Origin of the sequence: Lactobacillus sp. ESL0700 (assembly GCF_029392095.1) — a bacterium.
Taxonomy (GTDB): domain Bacteria; phylum Bacillota; class Bacilli; order Lactobacillales; family Lactobacillaceae; genus Lactobacillus.
Map to the genome: position 1 here is coordinate 1,785,388 of NZ_CP113930.1, position 16,608 is coordinate 1,801,995.

The window sequence follows — 16,608 nt, forward strand, 5'->3', positions numbered from 1 at the left end:
TGCAGCAGTACTACTCCTTTTTTATTGCGTAAATTCACAATTACCAAATATGAACTCGCTTGTCTGGATCAAGCCACATCCCATCAGTAGGCTTGACGTCAAAGACATCATAGAAGTCATCTTGACATTGAATTTGGACATTTGCCCGCTCAGGACCCGGCGCATGAACATCAACAGCAGTTTGCGTCTTGATTGATTCAGTCAATTGCTTGTTAGCCCAAATTCGAGCAAAGTTTTCAAACAGTTTTCTTAAATCATCGCCCTCATTCTTAGCGGCTTCAACTGCAGCAGTCAAACCACCTTGATCGGCAATATTTTCGGAAACAATCTGCTTACCGTTCAATTTAACTGGACCGTATTCAATCCCGTCAAAAATGTCAATTTCATCTTGTGTCCGCTTCTTGAATTCGGCGTAATCTGCATCAGTCCACCAATTGGTCATGTTACCAAACTCGTCAAATTGCGCACCGTTGTTGTCAAAGGCATGAGAAACCTCGTGGGCAATTACTGAACCAATCCCGCCAAAGTTAGTTGCGCGGTCCTGCTTCAAATCATAAAATGGTGCCTGCAAAATGGCAGCTGGGAATGTCAAATCGTTTCTTTGTGGGTCATAACATGCATTGACCAAGTTACCTGGCATTGCCCAGATTGTCCGGTCAACTTCCTTGTGCAATTGTTCAATGTTGTACTTTTGTTCTTCAACAGCAAAGGCGCGACCATTTGAATACAGACTGCCACCTTGGCTAGCTGGGATAACTTGCAAACGATTGTAAATCTCTTCAATCTTATCTGGATAACCAATCTTTAATTCCAAAGCTTCCAGCTTAACAATTGCCTTCTTCTTAGTTGCTTCTGACAGCCAAGTATTATTTTGCAAACGTTCCTCATAAACATCTAGCATCCGGTGAATCATGTCTTCAACGTCTTTTTTAGCATCAGCGCCAAAGTAAGTCTGACCATAGTAAACGCCGACAACTTCACTAAAAGCACCGTTAGCAATGTGGTATGCCTGCTTTTCACCTGATTGCAATTCTGGCTGACCTGACAAAGCTTGACTAAACGGAAAGGCAGCTTCCCGAAATTCTTGCGATAAGTCTGAGGCTGCATCATTGATAAAGTTAACAATCATCCAACCCTTGATCTCATCAAAGTTAGCTTCATTGATGATTTCGTTAATGTGGTCAAGGTAGCGTGGTTCCTCAACGATAATTCGATCAGGTTCCTCGCCAATGACTTCCTTTAAGTAGTATGCAATCTTAAAGTCTTTGAATTTAGCTTCAAAGTCTGCAATCTTCATTGGGTTGTAACAAGCTGGATAATCAGCCCATTCTTCAGCTGACTTAACTACTTTAGCAAGCTTAGCATCAAACTTAATTGCATCTGCAGCATACTTTTCAGCTTCAGCAGTTGCAATTCCTGCCATTTCCAATAGCTTAACTGACTGCTTTTGCAAGATTGCCAATAACTTGGCAGCATCCGGAGTCTCATAGGTTGTTGTATCTGGTAAGAAAGTTCCTGGTCCAGCAAAGTTCAGCACATTAACCTTGGTGTTCTTCATATCTGGTTCAACACTCAAGCCGAATGGAATTGAAGCAAAAGTAGCTAGGTCTGGAGCGTTTAAATTATAATCAGAAAAGTCTCTGATGCCAGTTAACAGCTCTAAGTCTGGCTTAATTGGCGCAGCACCATCCTCGTTACGCTTGGTAAAGTCCTTAGCCAATTTATATAATTCGACAGCCTTAGCCATGTTCGGTACATCAGGAATATCCTTTTTACCCGCCGCAAAGTCCGCAAAGTCAGCCATTAAGTGCTTCTCAACGTTAACATCAATGCCATCAAACGATGCCATCCGCGAACGATCAGATGGAATTTCAGTTTTTTCTAACCATTCAGAGTTAACAGCTAAATACATATTGTCCTGTGGTCTAGTGCCCACTTTAGGCTCAATAATATTACCGCTGCCGCCTCGAACCGCAATAAGTTTTTTCATTAAAATCCTCCTCTAGTATTAGATTAAAATAAGTTAAATTAATCATATCATTTTCATTAAATGACTATTATTAAAAAATATTTACAAAATTACTTGTACAGTGTTAGATGCTTGCGCATTTTGGCATGCAGTGGGATTAGCAAAACTACCATTAAGAAAATTCCGATAGCCGCAACAATAAAAAACGGAATATAACCGGAACGGTCAATAATTAAGCCGCCAAACAGTGGGCCAAATGCCTGCCCAATCCCGCGAGCCATATTGATTAATCCCTGATACTTGCCCTTGCTCGATAATGGCGATAAATCATTAATGTAAGCTGGTACAGCCGGAAAAGCTGTGGCTTCGCCAAAAGTCAAAATTAACATTGACAAGGCAAAGTGAGCAAAATCGCGAGCAAAAATTAGTGTCACAAAGGAAATGGCAAACATCAAGGTGCCAAAGATAATCTGGTGAAACAGGTTTTTAAACAAGTGCGGATAGCGCGCTAAGATTACTTGGATAATCACGATTACCGCGCCATTCAGTGTCCAGAGCAAACTGTACATATGGAATGGAATGCCTAACGAAACCATATAAACGGACAGGTTGGACTCCCAGTTCATATACATTAACCAAGTCACAGCTAGTGATGTTAAAAAGCCAACGGTGAGCATCATATTGTATTTCGGCATCGGTTGTGCCTTTGGCTGCTCACCAGTTGCCACCGTTTTCGCCTGGCGCTTCTTATGAAAGTTAATAATTGGCCGGTAATTAATTGCGGCGTTGATTGCAGCAATCGCAAACAAGCTAGCAGCTAAAATAAACAGGAATTCAATTGAGAAGTCATACAGATAACCAACTAATAATGTACCTGTAACTGTCCCCACATTTTGAGCAAAATAAATCAAATTAAAAACGTAGCGTCCCGGATATTTACGCAGGCTAGTCGCAATCGAATTAATCATCGTACCATTCCAGCCGCTAATCAATCCCGTTAACGTTAGCCAAATCCAGTAAGCTGGCCAGCCATGGAAAAAGGCCATCAAGAATAAGATAATTGCATCAAGAGCTAGTCCCGTCACAATTAAGGGATAAGGATTATAGCGGTCATAAAAGCGACCAGCCACAAGCGATCCCAAAACGTTGCTTGCACAATTACAAAATAAGACAACCCCAATCATTGAGAGGCTGATGTGCAATTGCTTGTTTAAATAGACAGACGTCAATGGCCAAACAAAGCTTGACCCAATCCACGTGGCCAATTCACCTAGCAGCAACCAACGTAATTTAATTTCTGTTTCATTATTAGATCCATGTGTAAGTTTCATTTATTCAGTCCTTCCTATTTAAGTTCCAATTACCAGTGTAGCAAGAAGTACCAAAAAAGAACACCCCTTAGCAAAGTGGTGTTCCAAAAAGTTTACTTATAATAATTTTTATTTTTGTGGTTTCTTCTCAAAGAATTGACCCTTGTTTACCTGATAAAACTTTTTATAACGGTCATAATAATTATGGAACATGTACTTCATTAACAGCCAACGTTTAAAATTACGGTCCTTATCATAAAAGACAGTGGTGCCATAGCGACCCTCATGAATTAATTCTTCGGCAGCCTCTTTAGCTTCATTGTCATAAGCATATTCCTTAAAAATCTTGACGGGAACACCCAGCCACAGAACATGCTTGGACTTTAACTTATTACCGTAAACCGTCGACTTTTCCTTCAAATCATCATTAACGTAATCGTCAACATACCACTTAGCCAAGTTATAGCCATTCAAAGTCACATAAAAACTCGACCGGCCCTGACGCAGATTAATTTCAAAGAATTTGTATTGGCCATCACGCTCATCATACTTAATGTCAAAGTTAGCCATCCCAGTATAATTGAGTTTTTCCAAGAAAGCTTCAACTTGCTCGTATAACTTTTCATTATATTCCGGCAAAATCGCCATGTAATTACCAATCGACTGCGGCGTTGGGTCTTCTAACAAAGGATGCCCCATGCACATCATCTTAACGTGGTGATCCTTATCAACATAAGCATTTAGCACCCGCATGTTAGAGTCATCGCCGGGAATGAAGTCCTGCAGAATTAGGTCGGCTTCATAGCCATTACCATAGATTTTACCAACAATATCTGTTAATTCAGCTTCATCATGAATCGTGAAGGCTTTTTTGCGACCTTCAAAGTGAACATCGAGCCAAGAAACAGGATCTTCCGGCTTTAATTCAACTGGATAGTCAAACGGTAGTTGCAAATAATCTTCAGCTTGAAAGGCAGCCTTAGTAATAATCTTGGTCTTAGGATATGGCAAACCATATTCTTCAGCAATTTGATAGAAGCCTTCCTTAGAAATCAGCTTTTCGAGCAAGTCATAATCAATATACGGAACAACAAATACATCTTGCAATTCATCCTTATGTTTAGCAAGCAGTTCTGCATAACCGTCGCCACAGGCAATCAAAATCACTGGCTCCTGATGGTCTTGATAAATCTTCATTTGCTCACGCATCACGGTCATAAAAGTGGGATCTTCACTAAAGCCCTGGTGTAACTCAACTTCGATTATTTTTGAATAACGCGTTGCTGCAAGCTGACTATCAGCCAGCGCCTTAACCTTAATACCATAAGCTTGATTAAACGAGCGTGCCATACCATAGACATTAATATCGCTACCCAATAAAATTGGCGTAAAATCTTGATTCATTATCTTGCTCCTATTAAACTAGCTTGCCTTGTTCAATCAAGCTAGCTACTTCCGGCTGCACGTGTTGGTACTTGGCAACGGTGCCCTCATAATCAACAAAGAATAATTTGTACCAAACAAGGAAGGTATAGATTGTCCAAATTTGACGGCGGTGAGAACCATCGCCATTGAAGTTTTCATCAAGTAATTGCAAAATTTTGTCTTGCTCAAAAATATCGCTGACAAAGTCTTCGCTAAACATTTCTCGTACTTGCTTGTCAAAGCGCGGCTCTTGGAGCCATTCTTTAATTGGCGTTGGGAAGCCTAATTTTGGCCTTTTAGCCCATTCATCCGGCAAGACTCTTTCCGAAGCCTTACGCAGAGCATACTTAGTGTCATGCTTATTAACCAAATATTCGGTTGGAATCGCGTTTGCGCGCTCAGCAATCTTGCGGTCAAGATATGGTACCCGTAATTCCAATGAGTGGGCCATTGAGATCTTGTCTGCCTTTTGCTCAATATCATTCAGCATAAAGTGGTGCAAGTCAATGTATTGCATTTGACGAACATTATCAAGGTCCTTGACCTTCTTAAAGTCGGACTGGTAAATACTGTTAACTGTCAACTTATTGCGGTATGACGGCTTCAAAATACCGTTAGCATCTTCGGAAGTGAAGATTGTCGGGTAATCCATGTCATAAATAACGGATTGACCAACGTAAAATTCACTTGGTTCGGCCAAATTAGTGTACAAGTGTACTTTACCTGGGAAGTTTGGCATCTTCTTAATTGTGTGTGCCAACTTAACCTTGGTCTTCTTCGGCAATTTAGTTAATTGTGATGTAAAGACCTTAATAATGTTGTTGTGCGTGTGCATCCCGTAATTGACATAGCCGGCAAACAACTCATCGGCACCTTCACCTGATAAAGCAACTGTTACGTGTTTGCGCGCCATTTTACACAAATACCAGAGTGGGATAATTGATGGGTTCGCATCCGGCTCATCCATGTGGTACTGCATCTCGGGGAAGTCATGCATTGCCTCATCCGACTTTACTTTATCGGAGAAGAACTTCCACCCCTTAATGTCAGCCAAGGCCTTTGCCTTCGATGCTTCATCATAAGTTGCATCATCAAATGAAATCGAAAAGACATCGTCGGGATCCAAGATACTGGTAATGTAACTAGAATCTACACCTTCTGACAAGAAAGCACCAACTGGCACATCAGCGATTCTGTATAAGTCAACCGTTTCTTTAAGATCATCATCAATCTTTTTAACGGTTTCTTCAAAGCTCAAATTGTTAGCCTTGTATTCGGCATCCCAATATTGATGGGTCTTCATCTTGCCGTCTTTGTATTCAAACCAGTGACCTGCTGGGAAACGGTGAACTCCCTTGAAGAAAGTTTCTTCGAGATCATTATATTGATTCATCAAATATGGCTTAACTGCTTCCGTGTTTAACCGGCGTTTAAAGCCTGGGAAAGCAAAGAAACTCTTCAGTTCTGAACCCATGAGCAAATGCCCATTTTCGTCACTATAATAGAGCGGCTTAATGCCGAAAAAGTCCCGTGCACCATACATTGTCTGGGTATTGTCATCCCAGATAATGAAGGCGAACATTCCGCGCACGCGCTTAAGTAGGCCATCCATTCCCCACTCTTCAAAACCGTGCAGTAAGACTTCTGTATCAGTTTCAGTGGTGAAGGTGTGTCCAGCATCAATCAGTTCTTTTCTTAATGGTTGGAAATTGTAAATTTCCCCGTTAAAAATAATTGCCCGCGTATTATCTTCATTAAAAATTGGCTGACTACCACCGCGTAAATCAATAATTGATAATCTTCTAAAGCCCAGTGCAACCTTGTCATTGGTATACATGCCGTCAGAATCTGGACCTCTGTGTTTAATCGTTGCCATCATTTTACCAATGGCTTTTTGTTTGTCATTTATTTCTGGATCATAAAATGCGACAATTCCGCACATAGTTTATCTTCCCTTAATTAGTTTTCTTAATCTATTAAATTCTTTATTTTAACTGTTTTATTATATGCTAAAAGCCGGACGATTACCAAGATGTCCGGCTTAATTTTACTAAATATAAAAGATTCTGCGTTTAGATGCCGCACCATAACCAAATACTTGGATAGCATGGCGGTACAAGTCAATATTTACAATATAACCAGCAAACTCAGTATGGTGGTCAATCTGGCGATTCCAATTCTTGTTGTACTTGGTCGTCAGCACGTGGTTAGGCCCCATCAAAGCCGAGCAGTTAAACAAAATATACTGAATGCCGTTGATGCGATATTGGTCTTCACGGTGGCGGTGACCACAAAAGTAGGCAATAATTCGTGCATTCTTAATATTGGTAAAGTCAAAATCATTTGCCAAGCGAAATTCAGGTGGTATTCCGCGACTAGAATGCATCTGCCCTTTTTCACATTGGTTAAACGCAACAAGAAGCTCATGCAGCGAGCGACCATTGTACTTTAAGGCATTAGATCCCTTACGGTTAATCGGGTTGGCATGACTCATCAAAACTATTTTTTTATTTGATGATTGCTCTAAAATTTCAATAATTTCTTCAATTTGGTCTTCTCTGACCGCTAGCGTGATTTTAGTATCGTACTTCTTTTGTCCCTGGGCATCGAGCTCATACGGAACATCCGAGGTATTAACGGAAATAAAGCGCAAGTCGTCAACATCGTAGTAACAAACGCCATGCTGGTACGAAATAAAATGAATGTCCTGTTGGGCATACATTTTAGGCCACATAATGCTTTCAAATTCATTTTCGGGGAATGATGCCTTTAAATCATGATGCTCATCATACTTATCGTTTTCGTCATGATTGCCCTTGATCATAATTGACGGAACTTTCTTAGACATAAAGGAATCACGCAGCTTAATCAGCTCACTCTCGCTTAAAAAGCCTGTGTCTGAACCATCAATCCAATCACCTAAATGGACTTTAAGGTCAAGCATACCAGAATCGTCAAGATAAGAAAATTCATTGACGTGGGTTAACCCATTCCAACCATAAAAATCACTGCTATTGCGGTCCTTATAGTGAGTATCAGTAATCACACTAACATTAACGGAGTTTTCACCCTGACGCACGTGATCATGAACGCGATTAATAAATTCGTCAAGATACTGCTCTGTCACATAACGCCGACCAGTCTTACGGTTGGCAAACGCACGGTAGCGACCTAGCTCTTGGTTAAACTCGCGCACATATTCCGGCGCCAGTTTTTCCGTACTCTCTAAGCTGAGTGCCTGATGTAAAACGCCGTTTTCATCCTTATAAACGGTCAAATTATACGGCTGACCTTCCGGCGTCCCTTGCTCACCATCAACAAGATATTCGCCAACCGTCATATACTCTTGCATTGGGTCGAGCTCTGTACTCTTATTCTTAAAAGCGGCCCGCTTTTTAATACCAATTAAACGATCAAATAATCCTTCTGCATGCCTAAACACATTCATGATTTTGGCCCCTAACAAAAAAAGCTGAACCAATAATAGTCCAGCTTAAAAATTATGCATTTTCTGCTAAAGCATGTGCTGCCAAGCCAATTGACAAGACTGCATCCTTTGACAATACCCCTTGTAAGTCCTTAAAGGCGATTGCTTGAACCGCACTAATTACCTTAAGGCTATATGCAACAACATGATAATCAACTGTACTGTTATAAAAATCATCCTCATAAGGATCTTCATGATTATAAGTCAGATTAATTTCATCTTTATCCACAAAACCATCCACATGATTAGTTAAAACCCGATCATGTAAGTCTGTTAGCTTCTCTGACAATTTAATCAAGGTCAACTTATGATCACTTTCAGTCTCGTAATATTGCTCTTGCGTCATATCAAAGTAGTCTTCAACTGGCTTGTTTAAAATGTGCAAGCTATCAACTGCACGGTAAACAGCATCTGCATCAAACGCTATTTCCTTATTCAAAATTTTTTCTTGGTTCGCGGCCAAGTCATCGGCCAAAGTCATTGTCTCTAACTTATCCATGGTATCCTCCTAAAGTTCAACTTATATTATACCAAAAATAGTTATTAAACTAGCCCCTTTATCACTTCTCAACGATAAATTCTTTAATTTTATTTCAAACTGGTAAATATTTATTAAGCAGCAATTTTGGTTAAAAAATTTATCATGGTAAGAAGCCTGCTTTTGCTTGTTTTGACAAATATAAATTCTAATTTTAGCAATCAACAGTTTATCACATTGCAATAATTTTTTAGCAATATTTTTAACTTATTTTGACTTGGCCAAAAGCACCCTCAAAATTTCAATACTTTGGCTTCAGCTGGCAGCTTGCATTGTTCTTATTAACAGCCTACGTGTTGTGCATAAATAGCGCTATTTTTCATAACTCAAATGATACTTAATTGTGTATGACTTCTCCTCGCCCTTTTTCAATTCGATTACGGAAAAGTCTTGCGCACTCCCAGCTTTAGACAAAGTTTCTGGCTCAAGTGCAATTCCCTCATATGGTTGGCCCACGCCATTAGTTCTAATCAAGTTCATCTCATCTTTAGTAAACGAATTAGCAGTAAACATTACCAATCCGTTTCTATCGGATTCAATACCCACGCTAGTGTTAGTTTCTGGGTCTACTAGCTTGGCAATCAGATTGTCAGCGTCTGGCTGAACTGCAAAAATGTCATCAAAACCTTTTTCAGCGGTATCGCTCATCCCTGCAATTGCTTTACCTAGACTTGTCGGTTGCTGAAAATCAAACGGAGTATGTTGAACTGGAATTTGCTTACCTGTTGGAATCTTATTATTGTCTAACTCTTGAATTTGCGCCGCATTTACCTTTAGTACCTGCTTGGCAATCGTATCATCAGTACCTAAATTGAAGTAAACATGCTGCGTTGGGTTAAAGACAGTGTCGGCTGTGCTCGTGGCAGTATACTTGATGCCAACAACATCATCAGATGACAGGGTGTAAACAATCTTAACCTGCAATTCCCCTGGGTAACCATCATCTTTTTGCAAATGACTCATTTCAATTGCATTACCTTCGGCAGTTGAAATAATTTTCCCCTGCCAAATCTGACTATTAAAGCCAGTTGGTCCACCATGCAAGGTCGTTGTCCCCTCATTTTGCGGTAATTGCGTTGTCTGACCATCAAGGACAATCTGCCCATTCATAATTCGCCCAGCTGTGCGACCAATCGCCATGCAAACATAAAATGGGTTAGCAAGATAGTCTTGACTGTGATAATAATTTAAAACTATATTGTGGGCGCCGTTTTTACCAGGTACCGTGATTTCATAAATTGTTGAACCAAGAGTTAGCAGTGATACTGTCACTCCATTAGCATTTGTCAAACTCAACTTTTGAATTTTGTGACCCTGATATTCGTCAAATTCACTAATTGTTCCATGTACGTTTTTCATTTTTTATCCTCCTAAAGTTTACTTACTGTATTCGCTTACATTAATATATTACTTTTATTACCTAATAGCAAATTAATTATTAGTACCATAAAATCTGCATTATTATTTCCACCATTTTTTGCGTACTTAATATTAAGCAAGTAAAATAAAGTTCAAAGGAGCTATTAATATGGAAGAACATTTACGCTGTCCATGGGGCGACAGTCAAGACAATTTAATGCAGCAATATCACGACCATGAGTGGGGTAAACTCAATCTAGACGAGCAATATCTCTATGAAATGCTGGTTTTGGAACTGTTTCAATCTGGACTTAACTGGTCTGTTGTCTTGCACAAACGGGAAAATTTTCGGCATGCCTTTAAAAATTTTGTTCCTGAAGAAGTTGCCCAAATGACCGACGAGGACATCGCAACTCTGATGCAAGATAAGTCTATTATTCGTAACCGCCAGAAAATCACCGCTGCCATTAAAAATGCCAAGGCAATTCTGATTATCGAAGCAAAATATGGCAGCTTTGGCCGCTATTTACAGGAGTTTATCAAGACGCCGCTAATCCACCACCCACAAGCAATGACCGATGTACCAACAACTAACGACGTTGCTAAGCAACTGGCCAAACAATTAAAAAAGGACGGCTTTTCCTTTGTTGGACCTGTTGTAATTTATTCTTACTTACAAGGTATTGGCCTGATTAATGACCATTTAGAAACCTGTCCGTTTAAATATCACGGGTAAAATCGACATTCCAGTTATAGATAAATACCTGTTACCTTAAAATAGTTAATATTACATATTATATGGAGCTAAATTATGTATAGCACTGTCATATACTTATTGTTAATCATCTCAATATCAACTTGGACATATCACAAACACATATCTGATAATAAATTTAATTACCTCGAAATAATCAGCAATATTTTATTAACTATCGCAATTATTATTCAACTTATATTTTTAATATTTTTCAAAAAGTCATTTTTGATAAGCAATAACATTAGCAAGGTTATTTTGGCTATAATTTTACTAATATCAGCATGCATTTTTAAGGCTGTTAACAGTAAAGGTAAATACCACAAGTTTTTAAAAGAGTTGTCTAGTCAATTCCTTATCCTCGCAATCATGCTTTTTATTGATGGCAATGTAGTCCCTTTATTAAATTAGACCAATTATAAAAAGACGCGGCTTACCCGTGTCTTTTCTTGTTTCTAACGATGAATATTTTTGAAAAAAGTAATCTTACTGGGCAATAACAATTTTTCCAGTAATCACATTTAAAGTCCAAACTGGGACACCAGGAAGATTTTGTACTAGACTGTTGTTTAGTTTCTGCCCTTGATATTTGAGCAGGCCAGTAGTAACGGCCGCATTATAACTGGCGTTAGTGACATTATTGATAAAAATACCGCCATTCATCACGTTAAGTGAACTGTCACCAGTTAACGTGCTGTCTGTAATCTCGGCACTACCTGCTTTCAGTTGAGCTGTCAAAGCTTGTCGACAATTTTTAATGGCTAAATTACCCGACCATAAATTAACATTAAAGTTTGCGAGTGTAGCATTAGCTGCTCTGACGATACCCGCTTTTAAGGCCACAGTGGCATTTGGAATAGTTAGATTGTTAATGTCAATTGTACCTGCTTGTCCAGTAACGACAAGTTTGGTTAAGTCAGACTTCCCTGGAACAGTAAGGTAAATTTTAGGAGAATAATAAATCTTTTTTGTTTTAACCTTCTTTTCGGTAATTAACAATTTGTCTTTACTATTTTGAACAGAAATTGGATTCTTTTTCGTATATTTAATCTCAGCTTGAAACTTTTTTCCTGTTTTTATATGAAGACTAGCTGCTTTTAGTTTGGCATTAACTTGATTAAAGTGATTAACAGCAACTTTTTTAGTGTGCACATTAACATGGCTGCTAGCTTCAACCGGCGTTGCCTGATTTGAAGCAAGAAGCGGACTAGCTATTCCTAATGCTAAAATAGTCACGCATAATTTAGTGATTTTTTTCATGAATAAACCTCTTTTACTATTAAAACAAGTTTATCTTAGAACAAATCAAAACAGATGCCAGATAGTATTTTGGTAAAGTTTAGCTAACCTAAATATTAATCTTACTAAGTTAATAGTAAGAAATAGTGAATTTTTCTTGCTTTATAATTTTCTATTTTCATGTTAAACTATTTATGTAATAAAAAAGGAGCTGTGCTCTAACACAACCCCTTGACGTAGTTCCACTAAAAGTGGTTTACTACCTGAAAAATTATTTGTTGACAAGCAACCGTCCTTTTCCTAGATAGATCGAGACGGTTTTCGTTTGCCCAAAATTATTTGAGCAAACTTCTTAGCAGTTCAACTACTAGTGGCAATAGATTTATTATCACTACCGCTACTAGCTGGTACTGCTTCATTTTAGCGAGCTTAAATGCTAATTCTACTAAACTAATAGCAAGAAGTAACATTAGTACCAAAATGATTTCCAACTACCTGCCCTCCTTTCTTACAATAGATTGGAGTATGAATCCACTCATGCTCATAGGCATCAGTCCTTTCACTCACAGGTAGTAAACCGTCTTTTAACTTTTCTACGTCTTGGATATTATAGCAAACTGATTGTTCGGTTGTCTTTATAATTTTACACTTTCGTGTTAAACTAATTCTGTAATGAAAAAGGAGCTGTGCTGTAACACAACTCCTTGACGTAGATCACTTAAAAGCGATTTACTACCAGAAATTTAAAATTTTTCAAAACCGTCAAGTTCCAGTAGAAAATCTGACGGTATTTGTTTGCTCAAAATTAATTGAGCAAACTTCTTAGCAGTTCAACTACTAGTGGCAGTAGATTTATTATCACTACCGCTACTAGTTGGTACTGCTTCATTTTAGCGAGCTTAAATGCTAATTCTACTAAACTAATAGCAAAAATTAGTACCAGAGCCAAAATGATTTCCAACTACCTGCCCTCCTTTCTTTTAATCGATTGGAGTATGAATCCACTCATGCTCATAGGCATCAGTCCTTTCATGCACAGGTAGTAAACCGTCTTTTAACTTTTTCTACGTCTTGAATATTATAACAAACTGGTTTATCGCTTGTCTTTATAATTTTGCACTTTCGTGTTAAACTAATTTTGTAACAAAAAGGAGCTGTGCTGTAACACAACTCCTTGACGTAGTTCCACTAAAAGTGGTTTACTACCTGAAAAATCAGTTTTTTTGACAAACCGTCTTTTCCTAGATAGAGCAAGACGGTATTTGTTTGCTCAAAATTATTTGAGCAAACTTCTTAGCAGTTCAACTACTAGTGGCAGTAGATTTATTATCACTACCGCTAACAATTGATACTGCCTCATTTTAGCAAGCTTAAATGCTAATTCTACTAAACTAATAGCAAAAATTAGTACCAGAGCCAAAATGATTTCCAACTACCTGCCCTCCTTTCTTTTAATCGATTGGAGTATGAATCCACTCATGCTCATAGGCATCAGTCCTTTCATGCACAGGTAGTAAACCGTCTTTTAACTTTTTCTACGTCTTGAATATTATAGCAAAACGATTTATCGCTTGTCTTTATAATTTTCTATTTTCGTGTTAAACTATTTTTGTAATAAAAAAGGAGCTGTGCGCCAACACAACTCCTTGACATAGATCATTTAGAAGTGATTTACTACCAGAATAAAATCAGATTACATTAACCGTCTTTTTTTCTTAGCAGATCGAGACGGTTTTGTTTTGCCCAAAATTATTTGAGCAAACTTCTTAGCAGTTCAACTACTAGTGGCAATAGATTTATTATCACTACCGCTAGTAGCTGGTACTGCCTCATTTTAGCAAGCTTAAATGCTAATCCTACTAAACTAATAGCAAGAACTAACATTAGCGCTAAAATAATTTCCAACTACCTGTCCTCCTTTCTTTTAATCGATTGGAGTATGAATCCACTCATGCTCATAGGCATCAGTCCTTTCACTCACAGGTAGTAAACCGTCTTTTAACTTTTCTACGTCCTAAATATTATACAAAAAAGATTCTAACAAAGGTACTACTTTTCAAAGAATTATCATTTATACAAAACAACAAAAAGCAGTGAATATATTTATTCACTGCTCTTTTAGTATCTTTTTATTAAACTAGCTTCTTGCGAATCATCCCAGAAATCCAGTCAATCACAATTACCATGATAATAATTCCAAGTAAGATAATCCCAACGCGGTTCCATTGCCGATATTGCAATGCAATAATTAACGGATAACCGATACCACCGGCACCAACCAAACCAAGGATTGAAGCCGACCGAATTGAAACATCAAACCGATACAAAGTGTTTGAAATCAAAGCTGGCATCAAGTTAGGCAAAGTTGAAAACATCGTAATATTAGTTTTCGAACCACCAACAGCCGTTACAGCTTCGTTAGGACCATCGTCTAAGTTCTCAATTGCTTCTGAGAACAATTTAGCAAGCATCCCAACTGAGTGAAATCCTAACGCCAAAACACCGGCGGCAGAGCCTGGGCCAACTGCCTTAATGAACATCAAGGCCAAGACAATTTCAGGGAATGACCGAATGATTGCCAAGACAATCTTTCCAGTCCGTGAAATGTACCACTTTTTATATTTGGTGTGAGCTGCCCAAAAAGCAAACGGCAATGAAATAATTGCAGAAATAAACGTACCTAAGAAGGCAATACATACAGTTTGCCATAACTGCGATACTAAGTCTTCACCGCTGCCGTTATAGACATACGACCAATCTGGATGGAAAATCCCGTTGAAAATCGCACCGGCAATCTGACCAGCGGTTGCTTTAATACCGCCAAAGTCCATTCCCGTACATGACCAAGCAATAAGAACGATAGTAATGATGGCTAAACCCCAATGCAAAATTCGCTTTTGCATATCAACTGGGCGAGGAGGTAATTTTTTCATATTAGTATCCATTATTTCATCAACGCCTCCCGTGATTTAGACGAAACATAGTCGATTAAAACTACGACCACAATGATAACTAAGATAATCGTCCCCGTCTTAGCATAATCGAAGACTTGCAAAGTCTGTTGCAGGTAAAGTCCGATACCACCGGCACCGATATACCCCAAGACAGTTGAAGCCCGGACGTTAATTTCAAATGCATACAGGCAATAAGAAATAAAGTAAGTAATGACTTGTGGTAAAACAGCAAAAACAATGATTTGCAGTTTATTAGCACCCACAGCAGTCAGAGCCTCGATTGGACCCGGATCAATTGTTTCGATTGCTTCATAAAAGAGCTTAACAACAATCCCAAAAGTACAAATAGCTAAGGCCAAGATACCAGCAACAGGACCAATTCCGACAATCGCAACAAAGATTGCCCCTAATAATAGGTCTGGCACTGTTCTGACAATATTCATAATTACCCGCAAAATACCGGTAACGGCCTTGTTCTTAACAATATTACGCGCAATTAATAGCGAATAGATGAAGGCTAAAATAGAACCAATTACCGTTCCCAAGATTGCCATCTTAATTGTTTCAAGCAATAATGGCATAATCGGCCCAAGGTATGCCCAATCTGGATGCAACATTTGCAAAAAGATGTCAGTAAATTGACTAAAGTTTGCAAACAAAGCCCCAAGGTCAGTATGAGTAACATCTGTTGAAATAAATAATCCAGCAATAAAGACAATCAACCAAATCAAGTTCCAAAACTTAAACTTTTTCTTGGGTAAAGTCATGAGTGCTTCCTTATCAGTGTTACTCATCTTGTTCACCACCGTTGTAGATCTTGGTAAAGGTTGACTCCGGCGTTTCGCTCATCTTACCATCATAGATAATTTCACCAGCACGAACACCAATAACTCGCTTACCAAATTCTTTGGCTAATTCCACACTGTGCAGGTTAATTACAACTGTCATACCATGCTTTTCGTTTAGCATCTTGAGGTCTTGCATTACCCGACGTGAAGTCTGCGGGTCAAGTGAGGCGGTTGGCTCATCAGCCAAAATAATGTCTGGATTTTGAGTCAAAACTCGCGCAATCGCTACCCGCTGCTGCTGGCCACCTGATAGTTCATCAGCCCGTGAATAAACCTTATCAGCGAGGTCAACTTGTTGCAAAGCATCGTAAGCACGTTGCTTATCTTCTTTAGTAAATAGATTAAGTGTGCTCTTCCAAGTAGGATAATAGCCTACGCGCCCTGTTAAAACATTGCGCAAAACACTAGAACGCTTAACCAAATTAAAACTCTGGAAAATCATCCCAATATTGCGCCGCAGAGTCCGCAGCTCTTTGCCTCTAGCCTTGGTAATTGACTCACCATTGATTAAAATATCACCATCAGTAATGTCAATCAGGCGGTTAATGGAGCGCAAAAGTGTCGACTTCCCAGCACCAGATAGACCAACAATAACGACAAATTCGCCCTTATTGATAGTTAAATTGACATCCTTTAAACCAACAACGTCTTTGCCATAAATTTTTTTAACGTTTTTTAATTCAATAACTGGCTTAACTGAAGAATCTGCCATTATATACTTCCTT

16 protein-coding genes are annotated in these 16,608 nt (G+C 38.8%); 1 reads left to right on the plus strand and 15 read right to left on the minus strand.

What is annotated here, in order from left to right; translation table 11 throughout:
• Positions 1 to 40: 40 nt before the first annotated feature.
• The 7 genes from OZX63_RS08545 to OZX63_RS08575 form a co-directional block, all read right to left on the minus strand.
• Positions 41 to 1,990 carry a M13 family metallopeptidase gene (locus OZX63_RS08545; protein WP_277143199.1) on the minus strand — a complete coding sequence of 650 codons (1,950 nt, stop codon included), beginning with the start codon at positions 1,988 to 1,990 and terminating at the stop codon, positions 41 to 43.
• 89 nt (positions 1,991 to 2,079) lie between these two features.
• Complete coding sequence (locus tag OZX63_RS08550; protein WP_277143201.1) at positions 2,080 to 3,300, minus strand: MFS transporter; 1,221 nt, start codon at positions 3,298 to 3,300, stop codon at positions 2,080 to 2,082.
• Between the two features lie 108 nt (positions 3,301 to 3,408).
• On the minus strand, positions 3,409 to 4,683 hold the full coding sequence (locus OZX63_RS08555; protein WP_277143203.1) for a carboxylate--amine ligase: 1,275 nt from the start codon (positions 4,681 to 4,683) through the stop codon (positions 3,409 to 3,411).
• A gap of 13 nt (positions 4,684 to 4,696) precedes the next feature.
• Positions 4,697 to 6,646, minus strand: a complete 1,950-nt coding sequence (gene asnB, locus OZX63_RS08560; RefSeq protein WP_277143205.1) for an asparagine synthase (glutamine-hydrolyzing) — start codon at positions 6,644 to 6,646, stop codon at positions 4,697 to 4,699.
• Between the two features lie 108 nt (positions 6,647 to 6,754).
• Positions 6,755 to 8,152, minus strand: a complete 1,398-nt coding sequence (locus OZX63_RS08565) for a metallophosphoesterase (protein ID WP_277143208.1) — start codon at positions 8,150 to 8,152, stop codon at positions 6,755 to 6,757.
• Positions 8,153 to 8,204: 52 nt separating this feature from the next.
• Complete coding sequence (locus OZX63_RS08570) at positions 8,205 to 8,690, minus strand: hypothetical protein (RefSeq protein WP_277143210.1); 486 nt, start codon at positions 8,688 to 8,690, stop codon at positions 8,205 to 8,207.
• A gap of 351 nt (positions 8,691 to 9,041) precedes the next feature.
• Positions 9,042 to 10,088 (minus strand): aldose epimerase family protein, encoded by a 1,047-nt coding sequence (locus tag OZX63_RS08575; protein ID WP_277143212.1) that lies wholly within the window; start codon positions 10,086 to 10,088, stop codon positions 9,042 to 9,044.
• Positions 10,089 to 10,257: 169 nt separating this feature from the next.
• On the opposite strand from OZX63_RS08575, the gene OZX63_RS08580 reads away from it, so the two are divergent.
• Entirely contained in the window at positions 10,258 to 10,824 is a 567-nt protein-coding gene (locus OZX63_RS08580) for a DNA-3-methyladenine glycosylase I (RefSeq protein WP_277143215.1), read from the plus strand.
• A gap of 504 nt (positions 10,825 to 11,328) precedes the next feature.
• On the opposite strand, the gene OZX63_RS08585 is transcribed toward OZX63_RS08580, so the two are convergent.
• The 8 genes from OZX63_RS08585 to phnC all read right to left on the minus strand — a co-directional run bounded on the left by OZX63_RS08585 (position 11,329) and on the right by phnC (position 16,595).
• Positions 11,329 to 12,102 carry a DUF4097 family beta strand repeat-containing protein gene (locus tag OZX63_RS08585; protein WP_277143216.1) on the minus strand — a complete coding sequence of 258 codons (774 nt, stop codon included), beginning with the start codon at positions 12,100 to 12,102 and terminating at the stop codon, positions 11,329 to 11,331.
• A gap of 314 nt (positions 12,103 to 12,416) precedes the next feature.
• Positions 12,417 to 12,572, minus strand: coding sequence for a hypothetical protein (locus OZX63_RS08590; protein WP_277143218.1), 156 nt, complete (start codon positions 12,570 to 12,572; stop codon positions 12,417 to 12,419).
• A gap of 314 nt (positions 12,573 to 12,886) precedes the next feature.
• Complete coding sequence (locus OZX63_RS08595; protein WP_277143220.1) at positions 12,887 to 13,042, minus strand: hypothetical protein; 156 nt, start codon at positions 13,040 to 13,042, stop codon at positions 12,887 to 12,889.
• 315 nt (positions 13,043 to 13,357) lie between these two features.
• On the minus strand, positions 13,358 to 13,513 hold the full coding sequence (locus OZX63_RS08600; RefSeq protein WP_277143222.1) for a hypothetical protein: 156 nt from the start codon (positions 13,511 to 13,513) through the stop codon (positions 13,358 to 13,360).
• Positions 13,514 to 13,830: 317 nt separating this feature from the next.
• Entirely contained in the window at positions 13,831 to 13,986 is a 156-nt protein-coding gene (locus OZX63_RS08605) for a hypothetical protein (protein WP_277143224.1), read from the minus strand.
• Positions 13,987 to 14,213: 227 nt separating this feature from the next.
• Positions 14,214 to 15,026: a phosphonate ABC transporter, permease protein PhnE gene (gene phnE / locus OZX63_RS08610; protein WP_277143226.1), complete on the minus strand. Its 813-nt coding sequence runs from the start codon at positions 15,024 to 15,026 to the stop codon at positions 14,214 to 14,216.
• Positions 15,026 to 15,829, minus strand: a complete 804-nt coding sequence (phnE, locus tag OZX63_RS08615) for a phosphonate ABC transporter, permease protein PhnE (RefSeq protein WP_277143228.1) — start codon at positions 15,827 to 15,829, stop codon at positions 15,026 to 15,028. The genes phnE (OZX63_RS08610) and phnE (OZX63_RS08615) overlap by 1 nt, the downstream gene beginning before the upstream one ends.
• The gene (phnC, locus tag OZX63_RS08620; RefSeq protein ID WP_277143230.1) at positions 15,822 to 16,595 is read right to left on the minus strand and encodes a phosphonate ABC transporter ATP-binding protein; all 774 of its coding nucleotides are present in this window, start codon (positions 16,593 to 16,595) and stop codon (positions 15,822 to 15,824) included. The genes phnE (OZX63_RS08615) and phnC overlap by 8 nt, the downstream gene beginning before the upstream one ends.
• Positions 16,596 to 16,608 lie beyond the last annotated feature (13 nt).

What these genes read in the sequence shown, in the direction of transcription:
- OZX63_RS08555 (WP_277143203.1), bottom strand. Translation starts at nt 4,683, where the DNA reads ATGAATCAAGATTTTACGCCAATTTTATTGGGTAGCGATATTAATGTC.
- OZX63_RS08575 (WP_277143212.1), bottom strand. Translation starts at nt 10,088, where the DNA reads ATGAAAAACGTACATGGAACAATTAGTGAATTTGACGAATATCAGGGT.
- phnE (WP_277143226.1), bottom strand. Translation starts at nt 15,026, where the DNA reads ATGGATACTAATATGAAAAAATTACCTCCTCGCCCAGTTGATATGCAA.
- OZX63_RS08545 (WP_277143199.1), bottom strand. Translation starts at nt 1,990, where the DNA reads ATGAAAAAACTTATTGCGGTTCGAGGCGGCAGCGGTAATATTATTGAG.
- phnE (WP_277143228.1), bottom strand. Translation starts at nt 15,829, where the DNA reads ATGAGTAACACTGATAAGGAAGCACTCATGACTTTACCCAAGAAAAAG.
- OZX63_RS08585 (WP_277143216.1), bottom strand. Translation starts at nt 12,102, where the DNA reads ATGAAAAAAATCACTAAATTATGCGTGACTATTTTAGCATTAGGAATA.
- OZX63_RS08570 (WP_277143210.1), bottom strand. Translation starts at nt 8,690, where the DNA reads ATGGATAAGTTAGAGACAATGACTTTGGCCGATGACTTGGCCGCGAAC.
- asnB (WP_277143205.1), bottom strand. Translation starts at nt 6,646, where the DNA reads ATGTGCGGAATTGTCGCATTTTATGATCCAGAAATAAATGACAAACAA.
- OZX63_RS08580 (WP_277143215.1), top strand. Translation starts at nt 10,258, where the DNA reads ATGGAAGAACATTTACGCTGTCCATGGGGCGACAGTCAAGACAATTTA.
- OZX63_RS08550 (WP_277143201.1), bottom strand. Translation starts at nt 3,300, where the DNA reads ATGAAACTTACACATGGATCTAATAATGAAACAGAAATTAAATTACGT.
- phnC (WP_277143230.1), bottom strand. Translation starts at nt 16,595, where the DNA reads ATGGCAGATTCTTCAGTTAAGCCAGTTATTGAATTAAAAAACGTTAAA.
- OZX63_RS08565 (WP_277143208.1), bottom strand. Translation starts at nt 8,152, where the DNA reads ATGAATGTGTTTAGGCATGCAGAAGGATTATTTGATCGTTTAATTGGT.